Origin of the sequence: Sphaerimonospora mesophila (assembly GCF_001417795.1) — a bacterium.
Lineage (GTDB): Bacteria > Actinomycetota > Actinomycetes > Streptosporangiales > Streptosporangiaceae > Sphaerimonospora > Sphaerimonospora mesophila.
Genome location: NZ_BCBX01000032.1, coordinates 108,714 through 133,192 on the forward strand (window position 1 = coordinate 108,714; position 24,479 = coordinate 133,192).

The following is a 24,479-nucleotide window of genomic DNA, read 5'->3' on the forward strand; positions in this document are numbered from 1 at the left end:
CCATAGCGATCGGTGCGGCCGCTGCCCACACCATGAAAGGACTCCACGGGTGACCGCCTCGTTTCTCTACTCCGCCGTCCGTACGCCGTTCGGTCGTTTCGGCGGCGCCCTCGCCAAGGTGCGCCCCGACGACCTGGCCGCGACCGCGCTCAGGGGGGTACTCGACACGGTGCCGGCGCTTGACCCCGCAACGATCGGCGATGTGATCTACGGCAATGCCAACGGCGCCGGCGAGGACAACCGAAACGTCGCACGCATGGCGGTGTTACTCGCCGGGCTACCCACTTCGGTGCCCGGATCCACGGTGAACAGGCTGTGCGGCTCGTCGCTGGACGCGGCGATGACGGCGTCCCGGATGGTCGAGGCGGGTGATGCCGAGGTGGTCGTCGCCGGCGGTGTCGAGTCGATGTCACGGGCGCCGTGGGTGCTCCCCAAGCCCGAACGCGGTTATCCCGCGGGTGATCTCAATGCCGTCTCCACGACGTTGGGGTGGCGGCTGGTCAACGAACGTATGCCGAAGGAGTGGACGGCCTCCCTGGGGGAGTGCAACGAGCAACTGGCCGATAGGTACGCCATCTCCCGTCAGCGGCAAGACGAGTTCGCGGCGCGCTCACACCGGCTCGCCCACGCCGCCTGGGAAGCCGGGTTCTACGACGACCTGGTCATTCCGGTCGAGAACACCGGACTGCACAAGGACGAAGGCGTCAGAGCCGACTCATCCCCTGAGACGTTGGCAGGGCTGAGGCCCTCGTTTCGACCCGATGGTTCCATCACGGCGGGCAATGCGTCCCCGCTCAGCGACGGGGCGGCCGCCCTGGTCATCGGGTCTGAGAGAGCCGGATCGCTCATCGGTTCCGACCCGGTGGCCCGCTTCGCCGGCCGGGGGGTCCATGCGCTGGACCCCCGGGACTTCGGATTCGCACCGGTTGAAGCGGCCAATGTCGCTTTGGCGAGGGCGGGGATCGACTGGTCCGACGTCGGCGCGGTCGAACTCAACGAGGCCTTCGCCGTGCAGTCACTGGCTTGCATCGAGGCCTGGAAGATCGATCACGACATCGTCAACACCAAGGGCGGGGCGATCGCAATCGGGCATCCGCTTGGAGTCTCAGGTGCACGCGTTCTCGGCACGCTCGCTCGACGCCTTGCCTCCGAAGGGGAGCGTTGGGGCGTCGCAGCCATCTGCATCGGCGTAGGGCAAGCCCTCGCCGTCGTACTGGAAAATGTCACCGGCACAGGAGAGTGTTCATGACGCGGTCCGACAGCGCTCCGTCGACGGTGGGGGTGTACGGAGGCGGACGCATGGGCGCGGGCATCGCACACGCATTCTTGCTGGCCGGCGCCACAGTGTGGATCGTCGAGATCTCAGATGGCGCCGTCCGGAGCGCCCGTGAGCGGGTGGAGAGGAGCGTGGCGTACGCCGAGCAACGTGGGAAGCTCCCCACGCCCGCGGCCGAGCTCCTCTCGAGGCTGATCGTCACCACGGACCACTCTCAGTTGCAGGCGTGCGCCCTCGTGATCGAGGCGGTCCCAGAGGACCCCGACCTCAAGCGGCGAGTGCTGCGCGATGTGGAAGGGGTCGCGACGGGTGCCGTGCTCGCCACCAACACCTCCAGCCTGTCGGTCGACGATCTCGCTCGAGACCTGGCCCGGCCGGAGCGCTTCGTCGGTCTGCATTTCTTCAACCCTGTGCCGGCCAGCGATCTGGTGGAGGTCGTCGTCGGCGCCGAGACCTCGCCGGACCTCGTCGCGGATGCGCAGAACTGGGTGACCGCCCTTGGCAAGAAAGCGATCACGGTGAGCGACTCGCCGGGGTTCGCCAGCAGCCGACTGGGCGTGGCCCTGGCCTTGGAGGCGATGCGGATGCTTGAAGAGGGAGTCGCGTCGGCAGACGACATCGACACGGCCATGACGCTCGGCTACAAGCACCCCCTGGGTCCCTTGAAGACGACCGACGTCGTCGGGCTCGACGTCCGACTCGCCATCGCCGAACACCTTGCTCGCGAACTGGGGGCTCGCTTCGAACCTCCCGGCATCTTGCGCGAGCTGGTCGCCGCAGGACACCTCGGGCGCAAGACGGGCAAGGGCTTCTACAACTGGTGAGCCCGCCTCTGTCCGACCAGAAGGCCGGGCTCCTCGCCCTCGATAGGCGTGGGTGGCTGTTAGGCGTGGGTGGTCTGGACGCCGCCGACGCAACTACTGAGCGGAATCGCCGTGTTCTGGACGATCAACTGATCCGCGATCGATCCGAGCCTGATGAGAGCGAGAGGCCGCTCTGGTCGGCAAGTTTTCGTCCCAGCTCACAAGCCCCGCGAGTCCTGGCGGAAGATCCCGCGTAAACCAACCCGGCCAAACGTGCTCACCGCGATCGGACGCCATCGCCGATGCCCTCCGGCATGCCGGAGGGCATCCCTTTTGACACCCGGTGGTCACGAGACGCGGTGATCAGCGCCGGCCTGGGGTTTCATGGCGCGTGCACATCGACTTCTTCCGTGCTCAAGGTCTCTGATCGGTGCTCATGCTCGCATGCACGGGTGCTCTCAGACATCGTCATGGCCGGCCGCCGTGTTGTCGGGCGCCTAGCGAAGGTCTTTCTCTCGTCGGGCGCGGGCGGTCGGCGGACACGACAAACTCAGTGGCCCGGGGGGCCTTCGCCACCCCGGGCCACTGAGTCGGTCCGTCCTCACCGGCTGATGGTCAGCCGCCGGCGTTCATCGAGAGTGAGTCGCCCACGCCGCGCCTGCCGGTTCAAGGATCTCCCGCGTGCGCACGACCCCTTCGGGCCATCGGGAGTCGAACTCGTCGAGCAGCGGTTGAAGCTTCGGTGACCCGACGATCCGCACCAGAGCGTCGAGGTCCTCGAATTCGTACTCGGCGAAGTGGACTCCGGGGCTGGTGACGCTCCAGCAGCGCCGTCCCGACTTCGCCCCGAGCGTCTTGATCACCAGCGGGAGGTGGTCGGTTTCATACCAGTGGTCGAAGTCGTCACGCAGATCGTCACGAACCTCGGCTCGCACCAGAAACACTCCCGGCTTCGCGTTGTCGACCTCAGACATTGTTCAGGTCCTCCTCCTCGTGGGACAGCCCACGACGCGTGAACAGGATGGTGAGAAATGCGATCACCGAGATGCCGGCGGCGAACACCGAGATCGGGATCGTGCTGTCGTAGCGGTCCATCAGCCCGACGGCCAGCGCCGGCGTTATGCCTCCACCGATAACGGCCGCGATGGTGTAACCGAACGAGATGCCGGTGTAGCGGACCTGCGTTCCGAACAACTCGGCAAGCCAGGTGCTCATCGGACCGTAGAGCGATCCGAGGAAGATCAGTCCGACCGAGAAGCCCAGGCCCGCCAGTACGGCGTTACCGGTGGCGATCAGTGGGAACAGTGCGAAGACCCAGATAGCGAAGCCGACGACGCCGACGAGCATCGGAGGCTTGCGGCCAACCTTGTCCGAGATGTGGCCCGAGGCCAGAATCGCGAAGAAGTAGAAGACGGATGCGATCAGGACCATCAACAGGCTGGACGTCGCGCTGAAGCCCACGTCGTTGCGGGCGTATGCCAGGGCGAAGATGATGGACAGGTAGTAGCCGGCGTGGATGCCGAGAGCGGCGCCGATGGAGGGGAAAACGCTGCGCGGGTAGCGCTTGAACATCTCCAAGAAGGGGATCTTGACGGGCTCCGGAGTTTCCGACTGCGCGGTGACCTCCTTGAACGCCTGCGGCTCCTCGAGCGACATGCGGATGTAGAGGCCGACGATGACCATGATGGCGCTCAGCAGGAACGGGACACGCCAACCCCACGAGTTGAAGGCGTCCTCCGGCATGACCGCCGACGTGATGGCGATCAGACCCGCGGCGAGAATGTACCCGATCGGCGACGCACTGCCCATCCAAGATCCGAGAAGTCCGCGACGCTTGGCTGCCCCCTCGTGCTCGACCACCATCAGCACCGCACCGCCGTACTCGCCGCCGAGTGCCAGGCCCTGAAGCAGACGGAGGGTGACGAGGAGGACCGGCGCTGCGATGCCGATGGAGGCGTAGGTGGGGAGCAAGCCGATGGCGAACGTGCCGACACCCATGATGAGCAGCGCGAAGACCAGCGCCTTCTTGCGACCGTACTTGTCGCCGAAGTGACCGAACAGGACGCCGCCGAAGGGGCGCGCGACGAACGCTACGCCGAACGTCGCCAGCGAGAGCAGTGTGCTGGTCAGCGGGTTATCCGAGGGGAAGAAGAGCGGCCCGAGAACCAGCGCGGCCATGGCGCCGAAGAGGTTGAAGTCGAACCACTCGATCACAGTGCCGACCATGGAGGCGACAGTGACCTTGCGGATAGAGTCCTTACTGGCTGGAGGGGGGACGACGGTGCGTGGCATACCGGGTTCCTAATGTTCGACATTCGCCGTGATGGTCGGACGATACCGCTGGGCCGTGATGAAGGCAACAGTCCTGAGGCGTGGCCGGCTGTGCCGTAGACGGCGATGATGATCGGCTACGCGTGGTGGCAGGTGCCCTTCGACTTCCCGCCTTGGCGGACCGCGTGCTGGTGCTTCGTTCGCTGGGAAGAAGCCAAGGCCACCGACCAGGTGCACGCCGTACTACGGTGTGGGGCCCCCGTCGTACAGGGGGCAAGCCGAGGAACCGACGATGGGCATCCGGCGGCGATCACTCCGTACCGGAGTCTCTTCGGTGGCGGCCGCTTGAAGAACAAGCATGTGCATGCCTTCGAGGTCATCTGTATGCGCCAGAAGGTCGCGATACTTGTCGCTGCTCTTCAGAGGTTCCTGGGCCCGTAGCACCGCGTCTGCCTCCTGAACGCGGCATGCGTACAGTTCAAGATCTGCCACCCATTGGGAAACCGTCCGAGCCGATCGTTATAGCGCCACGCGCCGGGGTTCGAGCATGGCGAGCAACTCCGGAGTAACCGCTCCATGCAGTGCTCCGGCTTGTTCGGCTCGAAGGCCGGTATGGCTCCTCAGAATTCGGGCGATCTCCCGCAGCCGTCGCGGGTCGAATCAGATCGTCGGCAATTCAGTTCAGCCGACCCAGGTGCCGGACCTGAGAGGCATTGACAATCTGGACGCCGAGGCCAGCATGGGCGAGACGTGCGTGAGCTTCGATATCAAGATCGGCCGGGACGGCGTATCCGGGTCGCTAGAGGCGCATTAGACGTCTGGACGACGCGAGCGTCTCGCGTACGACACCCAATATCCGAATGACCAAGAAAAACAGAATGGCCAGGACGAGGTAACCGTATATCGCGAGGCCGAAGGGGTCATCCTTCTGAAAGGCGATCGGGACAGGCCGTCCAAACCATGCCAGGGCGGCAAAGTGATAACGGCCGCCGGGGCGGACTCATGTCGGGCACCGTCGTCATGGATGGGCGGCGGGCAGGTTCGGGGAGCCGGCGGACCTGCATTGAAATCTGAAAGCCGACGTTCAATCGGGTGCAGGGTCAGGTGCTTCTTGGGGCTGCCCGGGGTCGCTAACGGCTACGTGATCGGGTTCAAACCACTAACGCCACGCTAATGAACGATCAAGGGCCTGATCACTGTCTCCAGTGATCAGGCCCTTGACCTGTGAGACTCAAGTCGGGGTGGCGGGATTTGAACCCACGACCTCTTCGTCCCGAACGAAGCGCGCTGCCAAGCTGCGCTACACCCCGGTGGCCAGAACGTCTGCTCTGTGCCTCGGCAAGTCTAGCGGACTTTGCGGATGGATGTGCCACCAGACGCGACGGGGCGGCGTGGCACCAGGGTGAGCAGGGTCGCCTCCGGCGGGCATGAGAAGCGCACCGGGGCGTACGGAGAGGTTCCGAGGCCGGCGGAGACGTGCAGCCACGCGCCGTCGTGCCGGCTCAGCCCCTTCACCCGGTCCCGGTCGATGCCGCAGTTCGTGACCAGGGCGCCGTAGAACGGGATGCAGAGCTGGCCGCCATGGGTGTGGCCGGCGAGCAGCAGCTGATATCCGTCCTCGGCGAAACGCGACATGTTGCGCGGCTCGGGAGAGTGCATGACGCCCAGCCGCAGGTCGGCGTCGACGGGCGCCGGGCCCGCGATGCTGTCGTAGCGGTCGCGGTCGATGTGGGAGTCGTGGATGCCGCCCACGTGGATGTCGAGGTCGGCGACCTTCAGGCGGGCGGTGGCGTTGTTCATGTCCAGCCAGCCCGCCGCCGTCATCGCGGCCCCGAGCTCCTCCCACGGCAGGTTCGGCACGCGCTGGCGCACCTCCCCCTTCGAGGTACGCCACAGATAACGTGTGGGGTTCTTCGGCCGCGGGGCGTAGAGGTCGTTCGACCCGTAGACGAACAGGCCGGGCCGGTCGAGCAGGGGTGCCACGGCGTGCAGATAGGGCTCGATCGCGTCGGGGTGGGCCAGCGTGTCACCGGTGTTGACCACGAGGTCGGGGTTCAGCGCGGCCAGCGACCGCACCCACTTGATCAGGCGGGTGCGTCCGGGGGTCAGATGGAGATCGGAGATGTGCAGGATCCGGATCGGCCGCTGTCCGCGGGCGAGCACGGGCACGTCGAACCGGCGCAGCCGAAACCAGTTCCGTTCCACGACGGAGGCGTATCCGAGTCCGGCGATGCCGAGACCGAGGAGGGACAGCGGAACAGCGGCGGCTTTTCTCACACAGTCATCATGCCCGACGCCCGCTCCTCCTCTGGTTAACCTGGCGAGAATCGCCCCGGCGGCACGGCAAGATGGAACGCATGAGTGCGTTGAAGGACAAGCTGAAGGATGACCTGGCGGCCTCGATGAAGGCCCGCGACGAGGTGCGCGTCCGCACGATCCGGATGGCCCTCGCCGCCATCAACGTCGAGGAGGTCTCGGGCAAGCAGGCCCGTGAGCTCTCCGACGACGAGGTCATCAAAGTGCTGACCAGGGAGGCGAAGAAGCGCCGTGAGGCCGCCGACGCCTTCGCCGGCGCGGGACGGGCGGAGAAGGCCCAGGGGGAGCTGGACGAGCAGGCCGTCCTGGAGGAGTACCTCCCCGCGCAGCTTTCCGACGAGGAGCTGAGCCGGCTCGTGGACGAGGCGATCGCGGAGAGCGGCGCCGCCGGTCCCAAGGCGATGGGCCAGGTCATGAAGGTCCTCACCCCGAAGGTCGCCGGACGGGCGGAGGGTGGCCGAGTCGCTCAGGCGGTCCGCGCACGCCTCACCGCCTGACGTAAGGAGGGGGCGATTAGCTCAGGCGGTCCGCGCCCGCGTCACTCCGCCTGACGCGCGGACGGGCCCTGCCCCCGGATCTTCGAGGACGGGCCCGTCGCGTTGTCGGTTTTCAGTCGTCAGTGGTCGCCGAAGGGCGAGCCGTCAGGGCTGAAGATGTCGATCGGGCCGTTACCGGGGCCGTTGCCACGACCGCGGCCACGACCGTCGTCGTCGCCGGACGGGTCCTTCTTCTTCGGCTTGGGCGCGCACGCCTGGGTGCAGCCACCGAACCTCGACATGTCCGGCGAGACGAACTTCGAGGCCGGGACGCCCTTGAGCGCGGCCAGGAAGGTGTCCTTCCAGATCGGGCCGGGGATCGAAGCGCCGAAGACCGAGCCGTAGTGCTGGCCGCCGATGACCCGGTTGCTCAGCGGGTAGCGGACCGGCCCACGGGGGTCGCCGAGGCTGACCGCGCCGGCCAGGTCCGGGGTGTAACCGGCGAACCACACGGTCCGTGACACGTCGCCGGTTCCGGTCTTGCCGGCGGCGTCCCGTCCGATGCCGCCGACCCCACTCATCGTGCCCTTGGTGAACACGCCCTCGAGGATGTTGCTGGTCGCGTCGGCGATCTCCGGTTCGAGCACCTGCTTGCACTTGGGCTTGAACGAGGTGACCTTGCCGAACCGGTCGGTGATCTCGGTGATCGCCATCGGCGCGCAGTATTTACCGCGGGCGCCGAGCGCGGCGTACGCGGTGGCGAGGGTCACCGGGTCGAGTTCGTTGGCGCCCAGGGTGAAGGTCTGCACCTCGTGCAGCGGCTGGCCGTCGGCACGCTTGATGCCGAGGTCCTTGGCCGTCTTGATCACGTCGCAGAGGCCGACCTTGCGCTCCAGGGCGAGGAAGAACGTGTTCACCGAGCCCCAGGTGCCGGTCTGCAGGGTCCTGAACCCGCCGCTGCCCCCTTCGGCGTTGCCCAGTGGCGTCACCGGGTCGCCGACGTTCTGGCCCTTGCAGTTCTTGAAGTCGGAGTAGGCGTTGGCCGTGAACGTCCCGCCCGTGCTGATGCCGTCGCCGAACTTCATGCCCTCCTTGAGGGCGGTGACCAGGGTGAACACCTTCATGGTCGATCCGGGCTGGAAGCCCGTGCCGCCGCCGTGCAGGGTGTCGGCGACGACGTTGATCGACATCTCGTTCTTCTTCCGGTTCCGCCCGAACTTCCGGCTGGCCGCCATCGCCTTGATCGCGCCGGTGCCGGGTTCGACCAGCGCCTCGGAGGCGACCGGCTTGTCGGACGGGTGGACGTACTTCCTGATCGCCTTCTCGGCGGCCTGCTGCATCTTCCGGTCGAGCGTGGTCCTGATCGTGAGACCGCCCCTGGCGAGGAACTGCTTCCTCGCCTTCTCCGTCTTGCCGAACTGCGAGTCGTGCTCGATCTCGTTGCGCACGTACAGGCAGAAGTAGGGGAACTCGCTCTCCTCGCAGCCGCCGGGGATCGGCTTGTCCTTGTAACCCAGCTTCTTCTTCTTGGCCTCCGCGGCCTCCTCCGCCGTGATGATCTTCAACTCGGCCATCCGGTCGAGGACGACGTTGCGCCGGGAGAGGAGGCGGTCGCGGAACGACTTGCCCCGGTTGGGGTCGGTGGCGTTGGGATCCTGTACGGCTCCGGCCAACGTGGCCGCCTCGGCGAGGTTCAGCTGGGAGGCGTGCTTGCCGAAGAAGCGCTTGGACGCGGCCTCGACGCCGTAGGCGCTGGCGCCGAAGTAGGCGATGTTGAGGTAACGGTTGAGGATCTCGTCCTTGGAGTACTTCTGCTCGAGCGCGATCGCGTACCGGATCTCGTTGAGCTTGCGCCCGACCGTCGGCGCGACGGCGGCGGCCTTCTCCTCGTCGGTCTCGGCCTTGTTGTACAGAACCTGCTTGACGTACTGCTGCGTGATGGAAGAACCGCCCTGGGTGACTCCGCCCGTGGTGATGTTCTTGACCAGCGCGCGGGTCGTGCCCTCGATGTCGAGCGGACCGTGCTGGTAGAAGCGGAAGTCCTCGATGGCCACGATGGCCTTCTGCATGATCGGCGCGATCTTGTCCAGGGAGACGGACTCCCGGTTCTCGTAGTAGAACTGGGCGATCGGCTTGCCGGCCGCGTCGAGCAGGGTGGTCTTCTCGGGCAGTGGCGGCTCGTCGAGCTCCTCCGGCCCGATGTGCAGAGCGTCGATGCCGGACTTGGCCGTCATGCCCGCCCCGCCCACCGCGGGCAGCGCGATCGCGGCCGTCAGCACTCCCGCCACCACAGCGGCGGCGGCGAGCTTGAGGACGTTGCCGGCGGCCGAACCTTTGGCTTTGCCTTGAGCTTGCACGGTACAAGCCTACGTCGAAGTCAAGGCTCTCCAGCCACCGGCTCAACGGACTTCCATCAGGTCACAGGGGAGAGGACTAGTCATTCCCGGCCACATGGCCTGACTTGACCATGTGAGAATTTGGTCCCCCCGGGGACTGTCGTCTCGATCGTCTGGTTGCGTACGTTCTCCTCTGCGGCAACTGCAAGCAAGGAGGCTCGACGCCCGCGCCCGTCGGCCGAAATGACGACTGACCACCTAAGGGGAGTGGGGTCGAACATGTGGATCACGGATTGGACCTCCCGTGCCGCCTGCCGAGGAACGGATCCTGACGCTCTCTTCGTGCAAGGCGCCGCACAGAACCGGGCAAAGATGATCTGCCGGGGATGCCCTGTCCGTACGGAGTGCCTCGCCGATGCGCTGGACCACCGCATCGAGTTCGGCGTCTGGGGCGGGATGACGGAACGGGAACGCCGCGCGCTGCTGAGGCGCCGGCCCGAGGTGACCTCCTGGCGTGAGCTGCTCGAGGCGGCCAAGGAGGAGTACGAGCGAGCCAACGAACTGATCGCCGGTTGACGGACGCGGCCGGGTCGGCCGGTCGTCAGACCGCGCGGCGATCAGGCCGACCGGCTGACGGAGCTCGCTCCGTTCGATGACAGGAGCTGCCCGATCTGGCGGAGTCCCGCCAGATCGTGCACATCCTCCGGCATCGCGGGGACCCGGGTCACCGGGACCGTCGGATGGACCGAGGTGAAGTGCTCCTGCTCCCGCTCCTCGCGGGCGGCGAGCTGCATACGTCTCGCGTGCAGCCGCAGCACGGCGGCGGTCAGTGCGTGCTCGCCGTTGGACTCCAGGTCTTCGGCCGCCGCGCAGCTCCGCGCCGCCGACAGGGACGCGGCCGGCGTGCGGTGCACCCGGTTGACGACGAGCCCGGCGAGCGGCATGCCCTCCTCGGCCAGTCGTTCCACGAAGTAGGACGCCTCGCGCATCGCGTCGCGCTCCGGCGCGGCGACGACGAGGAAGGCCGTGCCGGGGGCCTGAAGGAGCCGGTACGTCTGCTCGGCCCGCTGGCGGAAGCCGCCGAAGACGGCGTCGAGCGCGGACACGAACATCTGGATGTCCTTCAGCACCTGGGCCCCCAGGACCTTGGTCAGTATGCCGGCGACCATGCCGAAGCCCGCGTTGAGCAGCTTGAACGCGCTGCGGCCGCCGACCTTGGCCGGGGCCATGAGGATGCGGATGAGTCGTCCGTCCAGGAACCGGCCGAGCCGCTCGGGGGCGTCGAGGAAGTCCAGCGCCGACCGCGATGGCGGCGTGTCCACGACGATCAGGTCCCAGTCGCCGGAGCGGCGGAGCTGGCCGAGCTTCTCCATCGCCATGTATTCCTGGGTGCCGGAGAAGCTGGACGACAGCGACTGATAAAAGGGATTTGTCAGGATTTGGCGGGCTCGCTCGGGGTCGGCGTGCGCTTCGATGATCTCGTCGAAGGTCCGCTTCATGTCGAGCATCATCGCGTGCAGCTCACCCCCTTCCCGGCCGACGCCGTCCAGGTCGCAGCCGTCGACCCGGCGCGGGGTGTTGTCGAGCTCGGTGAGACCCATGGCCTGGGCCAGCCGCTTGGCCGGGTCCACCGTCAGCACGACCACGGACCGGCCGCGCTCGGCCGCGCGCAACCCGAGGGCGGCGGCCGTCGTGGTCTTGCCGACGCCGCCGGACCCGCAGCACACGATGATCCGGGTGCCGGGATCATCCAACATCGCGTCGATGTCCAGCGATGGAGGCGTCCTGGTCACAGCCCAACCTCTCTCGAAGGTGCTCATGCCGCGCCCTGCGCGCGCAGGGCCTCGGCGAGTTCGTACAGCCCGGCCAGGTCGGCGCCGTCGGGCAGCAGCGGCAGGTCGTAGCGCGGCGTGCCGACGGAGGCCAGCGTCTCGCGCTCCTGGTTTTCGAGCTCGACCCGCCGGGCGTGCTCGGCGATCTCCTTGGTCAGGGCCTCGGCCAGCGGCCCGGCGTCCCCCGTCCGCTCCGCCAGCCCGGCCGCCTTCAGCCCGGCCGCGAGCTCAGCCGTGTCGAACCGGCCCTGGAAGGCGGCCTCCAGTGCCGCGTCGGGCAGACCGGCCGGTCGGACCATGTTGATGAAGATCCCGCCGACCGGCAGCTTCGTCTCGCGCAGCTCGGCGATGCCGTCGAGCGTCTCCTGGACCGGCATCTCCTCCAATAAAGTCACGAAATGCACCGCGGTCTCCGGCGACGTGAGGACGCCCCGCACCAGGTCGGCGTGGTGCCGGATGGGGCCGACCCGGGCCAGGCCGGCGATCTCCTGGGTGACGTTGAGGAATCGCACGATTCGTCCGGTCGGCGGCGCGTCCATCACGACCGCGTCGTACACCCGCGTGCCGGTCCGGGGATCGCGTCGCCGTACGGCCTCGCTGGTCTTGCCGGTGACCAGCACGTCGCGCAGGCCGGGGGCGATGGTCGTGGCGAAGTCGACCACGCCGATGCGGGTCAGCGCCTTGCCCATGCGCTTCATCCCGTAGAACATCTCGAGGTAGTCGAGCATGGCCGCCTCGGGATCGATCGCCAGCGCGTACACGTCCCCGCCGTCCGGGGCCACCGCGATCTTCCGCTCCTCGTAGGGCAGCGGGGGCAGATCGAAGATCTGGGCGATGCCCTGACGGCCCTCCACCTCCACCAGCAGGACCTTGCGGCCCCCGGCGGCCAGGGCGAGCGCGAGCGCCGCCGCGACGGTGGTCTTGCCCGTCCCGCCCTTACCGCTCACGACGTGCAGCCGCACGCCCTCCCAGTCGGTGTCCTGAGCGTCCCGAGTGCCCATGTCTCGAAGGCTACCCAAGGGCCACGTCGAGATTCGCGGCGGTCTCCGCTGTGTCTGTTGCGGTACGGCCCGGCACCCGGTTGGGTATGGAATGCCTGTCACCACGGCCCGTCCGGCAATCGGTATTCGGCATAGGAGGTACCGCCCATGGAGTCGGTGCTGTCAGCGTTAATCGTCGTCCTGGGCGTTCTCCTGCTCATCGCCGTGGCCCGTGGCGTACGCGTCGTGCAGCAGTTCGAGACGGGCATCGTCTTCCGGCTGGGCCGGATCCAGCCGAACGTACGGGGCCCCGGCCTGCATCTGATCGTGCCGATCGTCGACCGGATGCAGAAGGTGAACATGCAGATCGTCGCGATGGGGGTGCCCGCGCAGGACGGCATCACCCGCGACAACGTCTCGGTCCGGGTCGACGCGGTGGTCTACTTCCGGGTGATCGACCCGATCAAGGCGGTCGTCAACGTGCAGAACTACCTGTTCGCCGTGTCGCAGGTGGCCCAGACCTCGCTGCGGTCGGTGATCGGTCAGTCGGAGCTCGACCACCTCCTGTCCGACCGCGACGCGCTCAACGCCAGGCTCAGGGCGGTGATCGACGAGCCGACCGAGGGCCCGTGGGGCATCCGCATCGAGCGGGTCGAGATCAAGGACGTGGCGCTGCCTGACGGCATGAAGCGCTCGATGTCGCGTCAGGCCGAGGCCGAGCGGGAGCGCCGCGCGCGCATCATCACCGCCGACGGCGAGTTCCAGGCGTCCAAGCGGCTCGCCGCCGCCGCGCGCCAGATGTCGTCGGACCCGGCCGCGCTGCAGCTTCGCATGCTGCAGACGGTGGTGGAGGTGGCCGCCGAGAAGAACAGCACGCTCGTCATGCCGCTGCCTGTCGAGATGCTGCGCTTCTTCGACCGGATGGCCCCGGCAGCGGCGGTCGCGGCATCGTCGGCGGACGAGTCCGGCTCCGCCGTACCCGAGGGCTCGGCCGAGCCGGAGCCCGAGCCGCTGGAGGAGGCGATCCGGGAGCTTCCCTCGGTCGAGTCGCCGGACGTTCCGCTCGCCGGGCCGCGGATCGAGCCGCCCGCGTGGCACCACCGTACGGCCGACGGCGAAGGCGTGTGATCCCACCCGCGGACCCGGGAAATCGCTCGCTACTCTTGGCCCCATGACCAAATGGGAGTACGTCACGGTGCCGCTGCTCGTGCACGCCACGAAGCAGATTCTGGATAACTGGGGTGAGGACGGCTGGGAGCTGGTCTCGGTCATTCCCGGCCCCAACCCCGAGCAGCTGGTCGCCTACATGAAGCGGGCCAAGTCATGAGTGCGGGAAGCCCGGAGGAGCGCCTCGCCGAGCTCGGCCTGGCCCTGCCCGACGTCGTCCCCCCGGTGGCCGCCTATCTGCCGGCGGTCAGGACGGGCGATTACGTCTACACGTCCGGCCAGATCCCGGTGGTGGACGGCAAGCTCGGCGTCACCGGCAAGGTCGGGGCCGAGGTCTCGGCCGAGGAAGCGAAGGAACTGGCCCGCATCTGCGCGCTCAACGCGATGGCGGCCCTCAAGTCCGTGGTCGGCGACCTGTCCAAGGTCGTGCGGATCGTGAAGGTCGTCGGGTTCGTGGCGAGCGCGCCCGACTTCACCGGGCAGCCCGTGGTCGTGAACGGCGCGAGCGAACTGCTCGGGGAGGTCTTCGGCGACGCCGGCCGGCACGCCAGGAGCGCGGTGGGCGTGGCCTCGCTGCCCCTCGACGCCCCGGTCGAGGTGGAGCTCATCGCCGAGGTCCGCTGACCGTCGGGCCGACGTACGGGATATGCCCGGGGTGCGGGTGGGACTGACATTGCGCTGGTGGGGACCCATGGTGAAGTATCGGGACGGTTAACCGAATTTCGTTCTGTTCGGAGAAGACCCGCATGAGGATTCCGCTGCCGCAGGAGTTCGGGGAGCGGGCTCGCGAGATCCTCGCCGGCCGCGCCACCCCCGCCCGCGCCCATGACGCCGCCACCGTGGTGCTGCTCCGGGACGCCCCCCTTGAGGCGTACCTGCTGCGCCGCAAGGCCACGATGGCCTTCGCCGCGGGGGCGTACGTGTTCCCCGGAGGGTCCGTCGACCCCCGCGACTCCGATCGCGCGGTGGCGTGGGCGGGGCCATCGCCGGCCGAGTGGGCGGCGGTGCTCGGCGCCGACGAGGCCACGGCACGCGGCCTGGTGTGCGCCGCCGTACGGGAGACCTTCGAGGAGTCCGGCGTCCTGCTCGCCGGGCCCGACCCCGCGACCGTCGTGGCCGACACGACCGGGGACGACTGGGAGGCCGACCGCCTGGCGCTGATCGGGCGGACGCTCTCGTTCGCCGAGTTCCTCGACCGCCGCGGCCTCGTGCTCAGGGCCGACCTGCTCAAGGCGTGGGCGCACTGGATCACCCCGGAGGTCGAGCCGAGACGGTACGACACCCGGTTCTTCGTGGCGGCGCTCCCGCCGGGGCAGCGCACCCGCGACGTGGGCGGTGAGGCGGACCGGGTCGTCTGGCTGAGCCCGAGGTCGGCTCTCGACGCGGCCGTGAAGGGGGAGGTGTTCCTCATGCCGCCGACCAGCCGCACATTACTGGAAATTTCGGCATTCGGGGCGCTTGACGAGGTTTTCGCGGCCGAGCGGAGGATCAGCACCATCCAGCCCGCCGCCGCCGAGGTGGACGGACGGCTCGTCCTGGTCTTCCCGGACGGCGGCGGCCCCGGCATCCCGAGCGGCCCCGATATCCCGAGTGAGCCGGGCATCCCGAGTGGCCCCGGCATCCCGAGTGAGCCGGGCATCCCCAGAGTCCCCGGCATCCCCAGAGTCCCCGGCGTCCCCGGCGGCTCGAGCGTCCCGGGCGGCCTCGGCGGGGAGCAGGAGAGAGCATGAGCGGCCTGCGCATCCCCGTGGACGGGCCGGACGGCTCGGGTACGGAGCACGCGACCAACATCCTGGCCCCCAACGCGTCGCCCATGACGCTCGACGGCACGAACACCTGGGTCCTGGGCCGGGGGGAGAGCGTGCTCGTCGTGGACCCGGGACCGGACGACGAGGCCCATCTCAGGCGGGTGGCCGGCCATCTCGGCGAGCGACGGGTGGCCGCGATCCTGCTCTCGCACGGCCATCACGATCACAGCGGCGGCGCGGCGAGGTTCGGCGAGATGGTCGGCGCCCCGGTCCGGGCCCTCGACCCCCGGCACCGGCTGGGCGACGAGGGGCTGGGCGACGGCGACGTCCTCACCGTCGACGGCCTGGAGGTCCGGGTGGTCGGCACCCCCGGCCACTCGTTCGACTCGCTCTGCTTCTGGCTGTCCCAGGACCGGGCGATGCTCACCGGTGACACCATCCTCGGCCGGGGCACCACGGTGATCGCCCCGGACGGGAACCTGGCGGACTACCTGCGCAGCCTCGACAAGCTGAGGTCGAGCGCCGAGGCGCTGGAGGCGGCGGCGCTGCTGCCGGGGCACGGGCCGGTGCTGCCCGACCCGATCGAGGCGATCGACGGCTACATCGCCCACCGGCGGCGGCGTCTGGACCAGATCCGCCAGGCCATACGAGACGGGGCGAGAGACGCCGGGGAGATCGTCGAGATGATCTACGCGGACGTCGACAGGTCGCTGTGGCCGGCCGCGCGGGCGTCGGTCGCGGCCCAGCTCGACTACCTCAAGAACCTGTGAAGCCCGGCCGGGGGCGGCCTACCTCGAACGGTTGAAGAGCCGTTCCCGGTCCATGATGACGACGGCCTTGGCCTCGATGCGCAGCCAGCCGCGCTGGGCGAAGTCGGCCAGCGCCTTGTTGACGGTCTCCCGGGAGGCCCCGACGAGCTGGGCGAGCTCCTCCTGGGTGAGATCGTGGTGGACGCGGATGCCGTCCTCGGTCTTCTGCCCGAAGCGGTCGGCCAGGTCGAGCAGCTGCTTGGCGACCCGTCCGGGCACGTCGGTGAAGACCAGGTCGGCCAGCACGTCGTTGGTACGGCGCAGCCGCTGCGCCAGGGCGCGCAGCAGGTGGAGCGCCACCTCGGGCCGGCCGGTCAACCACGGCCTGAGGTCGTCGTGGCCGAGGCCGGCCAGGCGGACGTCGGTCAGCGCGATGGCCGATGCCGTACGCGGGCGGGGATCGAACAGCGACAGCTCGCCGAACATCTCGCCGGGGCCGAGCACGCTCAGCAGGTTCTCGCGGCCGTCGGGCGCGGCACGCGACAGCTTGATCTTACCTTCGAGCACCACATAGAGCCGGTCGCCCGTCTCGTTCTCGCTGAACAGCGTGCGTCCCTTGGACAGTTCGACGACGGTGATGCTCGTTCGCAGCGCCGCGGCGCTCTCGCGGTCGAGTGCGGAGAACAGGGGCGCCTTGCTCAGGATTTCTTCGGTGCTCACGGTGCCTCCCTTGCTTGCCATTGTGGACCCCTGTCCACCGCGTAGGCTTACGGGGTGCCCCGTAAAGTCCCATCGGCGGGTGAGTCCCGGCTCGCGCTCGTACGCCGCGCTCGGCGGATCAACAGAATTCTGGCCGAAACTTATCCTGACGCCCATTGCGAGCTCGACTTCGGATCCCCTCTTGAGCTGCTGGTCGCCACGATCCTCTCGGCGCAGTGTACGGACAAACGGGTCAACATGGTTACTCCGGTACTTTTCGCCAAGTATCGGACGGCGGATGACTACGCCGCCGCCGATCGCGAGGAGCTGGAGGAGATCATCAGGTCGACCGGGTTCTACCGGGCGAAGGCGAACAGCATTATCGGCATGGCCCAGGCCCTGTGCGAGCGGCACGGCGGCGAGGTGCCCGGCAGGCTCGCCGACCTGGTCGAGCTGCCCGGTGTCGGCCGCAAGACGGCCAACGTAGTGCTCGGCAACGCGTTCGGCGTCCCCGGCATCACCGTGGACACCCACTTCCAGCGGCTGGTGCGAAGGTTCGGCTGGACCACGGAGACCGACCCCGTGAAGATCGAGCACGAGGTCGGCGACCTCTTTCCCAAGGCCGAGTGGACGATGCTCTCCCATCGGCTCATCTGGCACGGCAGGCGGATCTGCCATGCCCGCAGGCCCGCCTGTGGCGCCTGCCCGGCCGCGTCTCTGTGTCCCTCGTACGGCACGGGCCCCACCGATCCTGCCGAGGCCGCCAAGCTCGTCAAACCGGGGCCGTTCTCCTGAGACCGCCGTTCCTCTGCCGATAGGGCATGCTTACGGGGTAACGGGCGTAACCTGCGTTGGGGCAGTTACATCGGAGGTGGTCGTGGCTCCCGGGTGGTTGACGGACCTCGCGGCGAAGGCCGGGCACATGCCGCTGCCGAAGGCGATGCGGCCGCCCGCTAACGGCGAGGGACGGCGCGCCGCGGTGCTCCTGCTGTTCGGGGAGGGGCCGCAGGGACCCGACGTCCTGCTCATCCAGCGCAGCTCCCGGGGACGCGTGCACGCGGGCCAACCGGCGTTCCCCGGCGGGGGCGTGGACCCCGAGGACGGCGGACCGGTCGCGGCGGCCCTTCGGGAGGCCAGGGAGGAGACCGGTCTCGACCCCGGCGGCGTCGAGGTCCTCGGCACGATGCCGGAGCTCTACCTGTGGCGCAGCGACAACCGGGTGACGCCGGTGCTCGGCTGGTGGCGCACGCCCAGTGCCGTGCACGCCGCCTCACCGGACGAGGTCGAGTCCGTGGAGCGCGTCCCCATCGCAGAGCTGGTCGATCCGGCCAACCGGCTGCGGCTTCGCCACCCCGCCGGGGTCATGCCATCGGTCGCCTTCCGCGTGCGCGGCCTGCTCGTGTGGGGCTTCACCGCCGGAGTGCTCGACGGTGTGCTGTCCGCCGCCGGCTTCGAACGGCCCTGGGACCATTCACGGGTCGAGGACCTGCCCCCCGATGTCATCGCCCTCGCCTCCCGGGACCGCATCCGCGGCTGAGCGGCCGCCGCCGCCCAGGGTCAGGCCGAGCGACGCCCAGTCGGCCACGTCGTCGTCGGGGTCGCCGGCGAGCCGGTGCAGCGCCGCCACGCCCGCCGGATCGGGTGGGTCCCCCATCACGTGGGGCAGAGCGTAGGCCGCGCCGTACCGGACCGTGGGATGGGTGTGCTCCGCCAGCTCGATCACCGACGGCAGCGCGCGCCGGTCGCGCAGATGGCCGAAGGCGAGCAGCACCGCGTAGAGCACGCGGGGGTCGGTCTCGTTCGCCGCGAGACAGCGGAGCACGGGTAGTGTGCGGTCCATGAAGGGCCGGTCCCGGCCCAGCTCGCCGAGGATGTCGGCACCGAGCACCCGCTCGGCGGTCGCCTCGCTCGCGCACAGCCGTCTGGCCAGGGTGAACGTCTCCACGTCACCGCGTTCCTGTAGCGCTGTGATCACCTGCCACCTGACCGGTCCATCCGGATCTGTGTCAGACAGGGCGATTTGAATTAGTTGGTCGAGCCGCTCGTCGGCGGGCTCGTTCTGCCGTCCTTCGACTCCGTGACGTGGCCCCTCCGATTCCCCCATGACGTCACGATATCGATGAGACCTTGCCGACGCCCGCACGATGCGCAGCGTGGCTGGCTACCGTGGAGATGTGCGCGGCGATCTCCTGGATCTCATTCTGATCGGCCTGGTGGTGGCCTTCGCTGTTTCCGGATACCGGCAGGGCTTCATCATCGGGGCCTTCAGCTTCGTGGGCTTCCTCGGCGGCGCGGTTCTGGGGATGTTCGTCGCGCCGTCCGTGGTCGGGGCGATCGTCACCGGTGTGGTCGAGCGGGCGCTGCTGGCCATCGTGATCGTTTTCCTGGCCGCGACGATCGGATATTTCGCGTTCTCCACGATCGGCGTGGTGGTGCGCAGCCACGTGACGTGGGAGCCCGCCCGGATCGTCGACGCGTTCGGCGGGTCGGTGGCCGGTGGGCTGTCGGTCCTGGCCGTCGCCTGGCTGCTCGGGTCGCTGCTGGTGTCGATGAGCGTCGAGGTGGTGAAGGACCAGGTCAGCCGCTCGGTCGTGTGGCAGACCGTGGACGACGCCATCCCCGATGGCGTACGTGCCTGGCAGAAGCCGTTCCGGGACTTCGTGGACGCGTCGGAGTGGCCCCAGGTCATCACCGCGATCAGCGGCCGCAACGTGGCCCCGCCGGACCAGGGCGTGCTCCGCGGCAGCGCCGGGCTGGTCAGGGCCAGGAGTGCGATCGTCAAGATCCAGGGCACCGCGCCGAGCTGCGGCAAGCGCATAGAGGGCACCGGCTTCGTCTACGCCCGGCATCGGATCATGACCAACGCCCACGTCGTCGCGGGCGTCACCGACGGGCTCAGGGTAACCGACTCCCAAGGCGAGCAGCACGAGGCCAAGGTCGTGCTCTACAACCCGGACCGGGACATCGCCGTCCTCCTCGTCCCCGATCTGCGGACCGCGCCGCTGCGGTTCGACTACTCGGCGGAACGAGGGGACAGCTCGATCATCGCGGGCTATCCGAAGGGCCACGGCTTCACCCCGACCGCCGCGAGGGTCAGGGTCAAGCAGCGGGCGGAGTCTTTCAACATCTACAACGAGCGCAAGGTCAACCGGGAGGTCTACGCGATCCGCGGCAGCGTCCAGCCGGGCAACTCCGGTGGTCCGCTGCTCAGCCCGGAGGGCAAGGTGTACGGCGTGATCTTCGCCGCCGCGATCGACAAGAAGGAGACGGGCTTCGCCCTCACCGCCGAGGAGGTCCTGCCCGACGCGGAGGACGGCATCGTCGCCGTCTCCAGGGTCAGCACGGGGGAGTGCGACTGACTCCCGCGTTGATGAGGGTTCCGGCAGGGGATCAGTCCGGCGGGCCGGAGCGTACGCCTTCGGCGTCCTGTAGATGATCGAGGATCACCGCGATCGCCGTCGAGGCGTCGATGCCGCCCGAGTCGATCTCGGTGATGACGCCGTCGGCGGCCAGCGCCAGCGCGCGCAGGTCCAGTCCGTACGGCCTGCGGGAGCCGTACCCGCCGAGCCGGGCGGATCCGCGCAGCAGGAGCGCCGCGGCCCCGGAGAGGTTGCCGCGCTGCACGTGGGTGAGCCCGACGCAGATCTGGGCCAGGCCCTGCCAGAGCTCACGCTCCTCGGCCGGGCCGGACTTCCAGCGCGCCTCCAGCACCTCGTGGGCGTGGAACGGCCGCTCCACGGCCAGCAGCCGCCGCGCCTCCTCGATCGCCTGTCGTGCTCCGGGCGAGTAGTCGTCGGGGACCCGGGGCACTCCTATCGCGCCCCGGGGAAGCGGCCTGCCGTACTCGTCCCGGGGACGGGAGTTCCGGGGCCGGCCCGCTTCATCACGGTCACGCATATGGTCTCTCCGCACTACAGGGTCACGCCACGATCACGCTGTGATCACGTCGCGGGATCGCGGCACTTCAGGGCACTTTTCTACAAGATTCCACAAGATCACGTTTGGAGTTCGTCCCGGCGGGCCGTCTGGGAGACCCTGCCCGACTGCTTACGCGATGCGGATGAAATCGAGAACGGGTCACGCCGAGGCCGGGTCAGGCCGAGGTCTGAGTTACGCCGAGGTCTGAGTCACGTCGTGGTCGGATTACGTCGAGGTCAGGTTACGCCGAGGCCGGTCGAGGTCAGCGGTCGGGCTCGGGGTCGGCGAGCCAGGCGATCAGCTCGCCGTCGAACTGCGCTGGACGCTCCTCGTGCGGGAAGTGGCCGGTTCCCTCGATCAGCCGCCACCGGTACGGCGCCGCCACGTAACGGCTGGAGCCCTGGGCGGTGCGCGGCAGGAGACAGCGGTCGAGCGCGCCGTGCAGCTGCAGCGTGGGCGCCTCGATCTGGGTGCGCATGTGCCGGGCGTAGCGGAGGCCGTCCGGCCGGAACTGCGATCGCGCGAACCAGCGGTAGTACTCCAGGGCGCAGTGTGCGACCCCCGGGATCCGCAGCGCCTCCTGATAGGTGTGGATCGCGTCGTCGGACGGCCGTTCTGGGCCGGCCCACCGGCGGATGAGGCGGCCCACGCGCGCGCCTCCCCTGGCCGTTAGCCGCCGCTCCGGCAGCCACGGCAGTTGGAATCCCAGGGCGTACCGGCTGGCCCTGAGCTGCCCGAAGGGCTCGCCGAACAGGGCGGCGCGCAGACGCAGCGGATGCGGCGCCGACACCGGGACGAGCCGGCGCACCACCTTGGGATCGTGCACGGCCATCGTCCAGGCGATCAGCCCGCCCCAGTCGTGGCCGACCACGATGGCGCCCGTCTCGCCGAGGGCGCGTACGAGACCGGCCGCGTCCACGGCGAGGGTCGGCAGGTCGTATCCGCGTGGCGGCTTGTCGCTGGCGCCGTACCCGCGCAGGTCCACCGCGACGGCCCGATAGCCGGCGGCGGGCAGCGAGACCAGTTGGTGGCGCCAGGTCCACCAGAACTGGGGGAACCCGTGCAGCAGCAGCACCAGCGGGCCCTCGCCCGCCTCCACCACGTGGAAGCGGGTGCCCCCGGCGTGCACCTCCCGGTGGGTCCAGGGCCCGTCGACCCGGACCAGGGACTCGTCAGGAGGCATCGGCCGACGACTCCCTGCCGGGCTCGCCCACGCTCTGCTGCTGGGCGCCCACAGGCTCTCTGTGGGCGCCCACCTGTCCTGCGGTGGGGCCCGTGTACGGCTCGCGCACCGCCGCGGGCGGGGCCTCCTCCGGCCCGGCCTCGGCGGCGATCTCGGCTTCGGCGCCGCCCGCCAGGTTGCGCAGGCTGCGGGTCGTCCGGCGCATGCCGGCCAGCCCCTTCAGCCGTCGGTAGCCGATGAAGACCAGCAGCGCCGCCACGAGGAGGTAGAACACGGTGACGATCGCGAACGCCAGCCACTGCGCCAGCCCGAGCGCGATGAGGCCGTACGCGATCGCGAACGAGGCCAGGATCAGGCACAGGTGCGCGATGAACGCGGCGGCGCCGAACAGCCCGGCCGCGGTGCCCACCCGCTTCGCGTCGAACTTGAGCTCGGCCTTGGCCAGCTCGATCTCGGAGCGTACGAGGGTCGAGATTTGATGGCTCGCCTGGGCGACCAGCGCGCCGAGCGATTCGTCCTCGGGCATCGGTGACCTCCTATCAGCGCCTATCAAACATCATGTCGTGCCTGCCCGGAGAACGCGCAGCCGAACTCGACGCACAGCGGCGGGGCCCCCGGCCTTCGCCGAAGGGCCCCGCCGCTGTCGATCTCAGTCCTCGTTCTTGGTGGACGGCAGCTTCTCGGCGATCAGCTTCATCACCGAGCTGTCGGTCAGCGTGGTGACGTCGCCCAGCGAGCGGTTCTCCGCCACGTCACGCAGCAGGCGACGCATGATCTTGCCGGAGCGGGTCTTGGGCAGCTCGGGCACGACCAGGATCTGGCGCGGCTTGGCGATCGGTCCGAGGGTCTTGGCGACGTGGTTGCGCAGCTCGGTGGCGATGTCGTCGCTCTCCTCCGCGGTGCCGCGCAGGATCACGAACGCCACGATGGCCTGGCCGGTCACCGGGTCGGTCGCGCCCACGACGGCGGCCTCGGCCACCTTGGGGTGGCTGACCAGTGCGCTTTCGACCTCGGTGGTCGAGATGTTGTGCCCGGAGACCAGCATCACGTCGTCGACCCGGCCGAGCAGCCACAGGTCGCCGTCCTCGTCGCGCTTGGCGCCGTCACCCGGGAAGTACATCCCGTCGAACCGGGACCAGTAGGTGTCGATGTAGCGCTTGTCGTTGCCCCAGATCGTGCGGAGCATGGCCGGCCACGGTTCGCGGATCACGAGGAAGCCGCCACCGCCGTTCGGCACCGAGTTGCCCTGGTCGTCGACGACGTCGGCGGCGATGCCGGGCAGCGGCCGCATCGCGGCGCCCGGCTTGGCCGCGGTGATCCCGGGCAGCGGGCTGATCATGATGGCGCCGGTCTCGGTCTGCCACCAGGTGTCCACCACCGGGCAGCGGCTGCCGCCGATGTTCTCGCGGTACCAGACGTACGCCTCGGGGTTGATGGGCTCGCCGACCGAGCCGAGCACCCGGAGGGACGACATGTCGAACTTCGCGGGGATGTCGTCGCCCCACTTCATGAACGTCCGGATCGCCGTGGGCGCCGTGTAGAGGATCGTGACCTTGTACTTCTGCACGATCTCCCAGAAGCGGCCCCGGTGCGGGGTGTCGGGGGTGCCCTCGTAGATCACGCTGGTCGCGCCGTTGGCGAGCGGGCCGTACACGATGTAGGAGTGCCCGGTCACCCAGCCGATGTCCGCCGTGCACCAGTAGATGTCGGTCTCCGGCTTGAGGTCGAAGGTCGCGTAGTGGGTCCAGGCCGTCTGGGTGAGGTAACCGCCGGTGGTGTGGAGGATGCCCTTGGGCGTGCCGGTGGTGCCGCTGGTGTAGAGGATGTACAGCGGGTCTTCGGCGCCGTGCGGGACCGCCTCGTGCTCGGAAGACTGGCGGTCGACGAGGTCGTGCCACCAGATGTCCCGGTCGTTCACCGCGATGTCCTGCCCGGTCCGGCGGACGACGACGACGCGCTCGACGCCCGGGCACTCCTCCAGTGCCTCGTCCACGGTCGGCTTGAGCGCGCTGGGCTTGCCGCGCCGGTAGCCGCCGTCGGCCGTGATGACGATCTTGGCGTCGGCGTCGTGGATACGGCTCTTGAGCGCGGCGGAGGAGAATCCGCCGAACACCACCGAGTGGATCGCGCCGATGCGGGCGCAGGCGAGCAGCGTGATCGGCAGCTCGGGGATCATCGGGAGGTAGACGGCGACCCGGTCGCCCTTGCGCACGCCGAGCTCCTCGAGCGCGTTCGCCGCCCTGGAGACCTCCTTCTGGAGGTCCGCATAGGTGATCGTACGGCTGTCGCCCTCCGGCTCGCCCTCCCAGTAGTAGGCGACCCGGTCGCCCAGCCCGGCCTCGACGTGGCGGTCGACGCAGTTGTAGGCGACGTTCAGCTCGCCGCCCACGAACCACTTGGCGAAGGGGGCGTTCCACTCGAGCGTGGTATCCCAGCGTCGGGTCCAGGTCAGTCGTTCCGCAGCGCTGTCCCAGAAGGCGAGCGGGTCCCGGTCGGCCTCCTCGAAGGTCTCCGCCGTGACGTTCGCGGACGCCGCCAGGTCGGCCGGCGGGGCGAACCGCCGCGTCTCGCTCATCAGGTTCGACAACGTCTGCTGGGTTTCCTGACCGGGGGTTTCGGTGGCCACTCCGTGCTCCTTACCGCATCTCATGGATCGACTTCTGTTCGGCCGCCTCGGCCAAGCTGGGGTATGCCCTGTCCCACTTCACCAGGCTCGGGGCGTCAA

At 68.9% G+C, this 24,479-nt stretch carries 24 protein-coding genes and 1 tRNA gene; 12 read left to right on the plus strand and 13 right to left on the minus strand.

Translation table 11 applies throughout. From position 1 onward, the window contains the following. Window positions 1-49: 49 nt before the first annotated feature. A complete protein-coding gene (locus tag AP234_RS08150) occupies window positions 50-1,249 on the plus strand; it encodes a thiolase family protein (protein ID WP_055478979.1) in 1,200 nt (399 codons plus the stop codon). After that, the gene (locus AP234_RS08155) at window positions 1,246-2,100 is read left to right on the plus strand and encodes a 3-hydroxyacyl-CoA dehydrogenase family protein (RefSeq protein WP_055478980.1); all 855 of its coding nucleotides are present in this window, start codon (window positions 1,246-1,248) and stop codon (window positions 2,098-2,100) included. The genes AP234_RS08150 and AP234_RS08155 overlap by 4 nt, the downstream gene beginning before the upstream one ends. A 608-nt stretch (window positions 2,101-2,708) precedes the next feature. Here AP234_RS08155 and AP234_RS08160 read toward each other — a convergent pair. The 4 genes from AP234_RS08160 to AP234_RS08180 form a co-directional block, all read right to left on the minus strand. After that, window positions 2,709-3,053, minus strand: a complete 345-nt coding sequence (locus AP234_RS08160; protein WP_055478981.1) for a hypothetical protein — start codon at window positions 3,051-3,053, stop codon at window positions 2,709-2,711. Then, window positions 3,046-4,371, minus strand: a complete 1,326-nt coding sequence (locus tag AP234_RS08165; RefSeq protein ID WP_055478982.1) for an MFS transporter — start codon at window positions 4,369-4,371, stop codon at window positions 3,046-3,048. Before AP234_RS08165 ends, AP234_RS08160 begins: the two co-directional genes overlap by 8 nt. A 1,215-nt stretch (window positions 4,372-5,586) precedes the next feature. Beyond that, a tRNA-Pro gene (locus AP234_RS08175) sits at window positions 5,587-5,660 on the minus strand. Window positions 5,661-5,694: 34 nt separating this feature from the next. Then, complete coding sequence (locus tag AP234_RS08180) at window positions 5,695-6,627, minus strand: metallophosphoesterase (RefSeq protein WP_055478984.1); 933 nt, start codon at window positions 6,625-6,627, stop codon at window positions 5,695-5,697. An 80-nt stretch (window positions 6,628-6,707) separates the two neighbouring features. On the opposite strand from AP234_RS08180, the gene AP234_RS08185 reads away from it, so the two are divergent. Beyond that, the gene (locus AP234_RS08185) at window positions 6,708-7,163 is read left to right on the plus strand and encodes a GatB/YqeY domain-containing protein (protein ID WP_055479301.1); all 456 of its coding nucleotides are present in this window, start codon (window positions 6,708-6,710) and stop codon (window positions 7,161-7,163) included. Between the two features lie 119 nt (window positions 7,164-7,282). On the opposite strand, the gene AP234_RS08190 is transcribed toward AP234_RS08185, so the two are convergent. After that, window positions 7,283-9,499: a transglycosylase domain-containing protein gene (locus tag AP234_RS08190; RefSeq protein ID WP_055478985.1), complete on the minus strand. Its 2,217-nt coding sequence runs from the start codon at window positions 9,497-9,499 to the stop codon at window positions 7,283-7,285. Window positions 9,500-9,757: 258 nt separating this feature from the next. Here AP234_RS08190 and AP234_RS08195 point away from each other — a divergent pair, with 258 nt between their 5' ends. Next, window positions 9,758-10,054 (plus strand): WhiB family transcriptional regulator, encoded by a 297-nt coding sequence (locus tag AP234_RS08195; protein WP_055478986.1) that lies wholly within the window; start codon window positions 9,758-9,760, stop codon window positions 10,052-10,054. 41 nt (window positions 10,055-10,095) lie between these two features. Here the strand turns inward: AP234_RS08195 and AP234_RS08200 are convergent, their stop codons facing one another. Both AP234_RS08200 and AP234_RS08205 read right to left on the minus strand, forming a co-directional pair. After that, window positions 10,096-11,235: an ArsA family ATPase gene (locus tag AP234_RS08200; protein ID WP_431998372.1), complete on the minus strand. Its 1,140-nt coding sequence runs from the start codon at window positions 11,233-11,235 to the stop codon at window positions 10,096-10,098. 59 nt (window positions 11,236-11,294) lie between these two features. Then, a complete protein-coding gene (locus tag AP234_RS08205; protein WP_055478988.1) occupies window positions 11,295-12,311 on the minus strand; it encodes an ArsA-related P-loop ATPase in 1,017 nt (338 codons plus the stop codon). A 147-nt stretch (window positions 12,312-12,458) separates the two neighbouring features. Here AP234_RS08205 and AP234_RS08210 point away from each other — a divergent pair, with 147 nt between their 5' ends. The 5 genes from AP234_RS08210 to AP234_RS08225 all read left to right on the plus strand — a co-directional run bounded on the left by AP234_RS08210 (window position 12,459) and on the right by AP234_RS08225 (window position 15,975). Then, on the plus strand, window positions 12,459-13,418 hold the full coding sequence (locus tag AP234_RS08210) for a slipin family protein (RefSeq protein ID WP_083501906.1): 960 nt from the start codon (window positions 12,459-12,461) through the stop codon (window positions 13,416-13,418). Between the two features lie 43 nt (window positions 13,419-13,461). Beyond that, on the plus strand, window positions 13,462-13,617 hold the full coding sequence (locus AP234_RS36000; RefSeq protein ID WP_152990300.1) for a DUF4177 domain-containing protein: 156 nt from the start codon (window positions 13,462-13,464) through the stop codon (window positions 13,615-13,617). Then, complete coding sequence (locus tag AP234_RS08215) at window positions 13,614-14,081, plus strand: RidA family protein (protein WP_055478989.1); 468 nt, start codon at window positions 13,614-13,616, stop codon at window positions 14,079-14,081. Before AP234_RS36000 ends, AP234_RS08215 begins: the two co-directional genes overlap by 4 nt. Before the next feature lie 122 nt (window positions 14,082-14,203). Further along, window positions 14,204-15,187, plus strand: coding sequence for an NUDIX hydrolase (locus AP234_RS08220; protein ID WP_431998289.1), 984 nt, complete (start codon window positions 14,204-14,206; stop codon window positions 15,185-15,187). Next, window positions 15,184-15,975 carry an MBL fold metallo-hydrolase gene (locus AP234_RS08225; RefSeq protein WP_055478990.1) on the plus strand — a complete coding sequence of 264 codons (792 nt, stop codon included), beginning with the start codon at window positions 15,184-15,186 and terminating at the stop codon, window positions 15,973-15,975. Before AP234_RS08220 ends, AP234_RS08225 begins: the two co-directional genes overlap by 4 nt. Window positions 15,976-15,993: 18 nt before the next feature. Here the strand turns inward: AP234_RS08225 and AP234_RS08230 are convergent, their stop codons facing one another. Beyond that, entirely contained in the window at window positions 15,994-16,674 is a 681-nt protein-coding gene (locus tag AP234_RS08230; RefSeq protein WP_235558031.1) for a Crp/Fnr family transcriptional regulator, read from the minus strand. Window positions 16,675-16,728: 54 nt separating this feature from the next. Between AP234_RS08230 and nth the strand changes: the two genes are divergently transcribed. Beyond that, window positions 16,729-17,448 carry an endonuclease III gene (gene nth, locus AP234_RS08235; protein ID WP_055478992.1) on the plus strand — a complete coding sequence of 240 codons (720 nt, stop codon included), beginning with the start codon at window positions 16,729-16,731 and terminating at the stop codon, window positions 17,446-17,448. Between the two features lie 127 nt (window positions 17,449-17,575). After that, the gene (locus AP234_RS08240; RefSeq protein ID WP_055479302.1) at window positions 17,576-18,190 is read left to right on the plus strand and encodes an NUDIX hydrolase; all 615 of its coding nucleotides are present in this window, start codon (window positions 17,576-17,578) and stop codon (window positions 18,188-18,190) included. Here AP234_RS08240 and AP234_RS08245 read toward each other — a convergent pair. After that, window positions 18,125-18,628 carry a HEAT repeat domain-containing protein gene (locus AP234_RS08245; RefSeq protein ID WP_431998291.1) on the minus strand — a complete coding sequence of 168 codons (504 nt, stop codon included), beginning with the start codon at window positions 18,626-18,628 and terminating at the stop codon, window positions 18,125-18,127. The two genes, AP234_RS08240 and AP234_RS08245, sit on opposite strands and share 66 nt — an antisense overlap. Before the next feature lie 178 nt (window positions 18,629-18,806). Between AP234_RS08245 and AP234_RS08250 the strand changes: the two genes are divergently transcribed. Beyond that, window positions 18,807-20,012 carry a MarP family serine protease gene (locus AP234_RS08250; RefSeq protein WP_431998293.1) on the plus strand — a complete coding sequence of 402 codons (1,206 nt, stop codon included), beginning with the start codon at window positions 18,807-18,809 and terminating at the stop codon, window positions 20,010-20,012. Between the two features lie 31 nt (window positions 20,013-20,043). Here AP234_RS08250 and AP234_RS08255 read toward each other — a convergent pair whose 3' ends face one another. From AP234_RS08255 to acs, 4 genes are all read right to left on the minus strand, one after another. Next, on the minus strand, window positions 20,044-20,550 hold the full coding sequence (locus tag AP234_RS08255) for a DUF309 domain-containing protein (protein WP_055478994.1): 507 nt from the start codon (window positions 20,548-20,550) through the stop codon (window positions 20,044-20,046). A gap of 283 nt (window positions 20,551-20,833) precedes the next feature. Beyond that, complete coding sequence (locus AP234_RS08260) at window positions 20,834-21,754, minus strand: alpha/beta fold hydrolase (RefSeq protein WP_055478995.1); 921 nt, start codon at window positions 21,752-21,754, stop codon at window positions 20,834-20,836. Further along, on the minus strand, window positions 21,744-22,280 hold the full coding sequence (locus AP234_RS08265) for a phage holin family protein (RefSeq protein ID WP_055478996.1): 537 nt from the start codon (window positions 22,278-22,280) through the stop codon (window positions 21,744-21,746). The genes AP234_RS08260 and AP234_RS08265 overlap by 11 nt, the downstream gene beginning before the upstream one ends. Window positions 22,281-22,403: 123 nt before the next feature. Continuing rightward, window positions 22,404-24,404, minus strand: coding sequence for an acetate--CoA ligase (gene acs / locus AP234_RS08270; RefSeq protein ID WP_055478997.1), 2,001 nt, complete (start codon window positions 24,402-24,404; stop codon window positions 22,404-22,406). Window positions 24,405-24,479 lie beyond the last annotated feature (75 nt).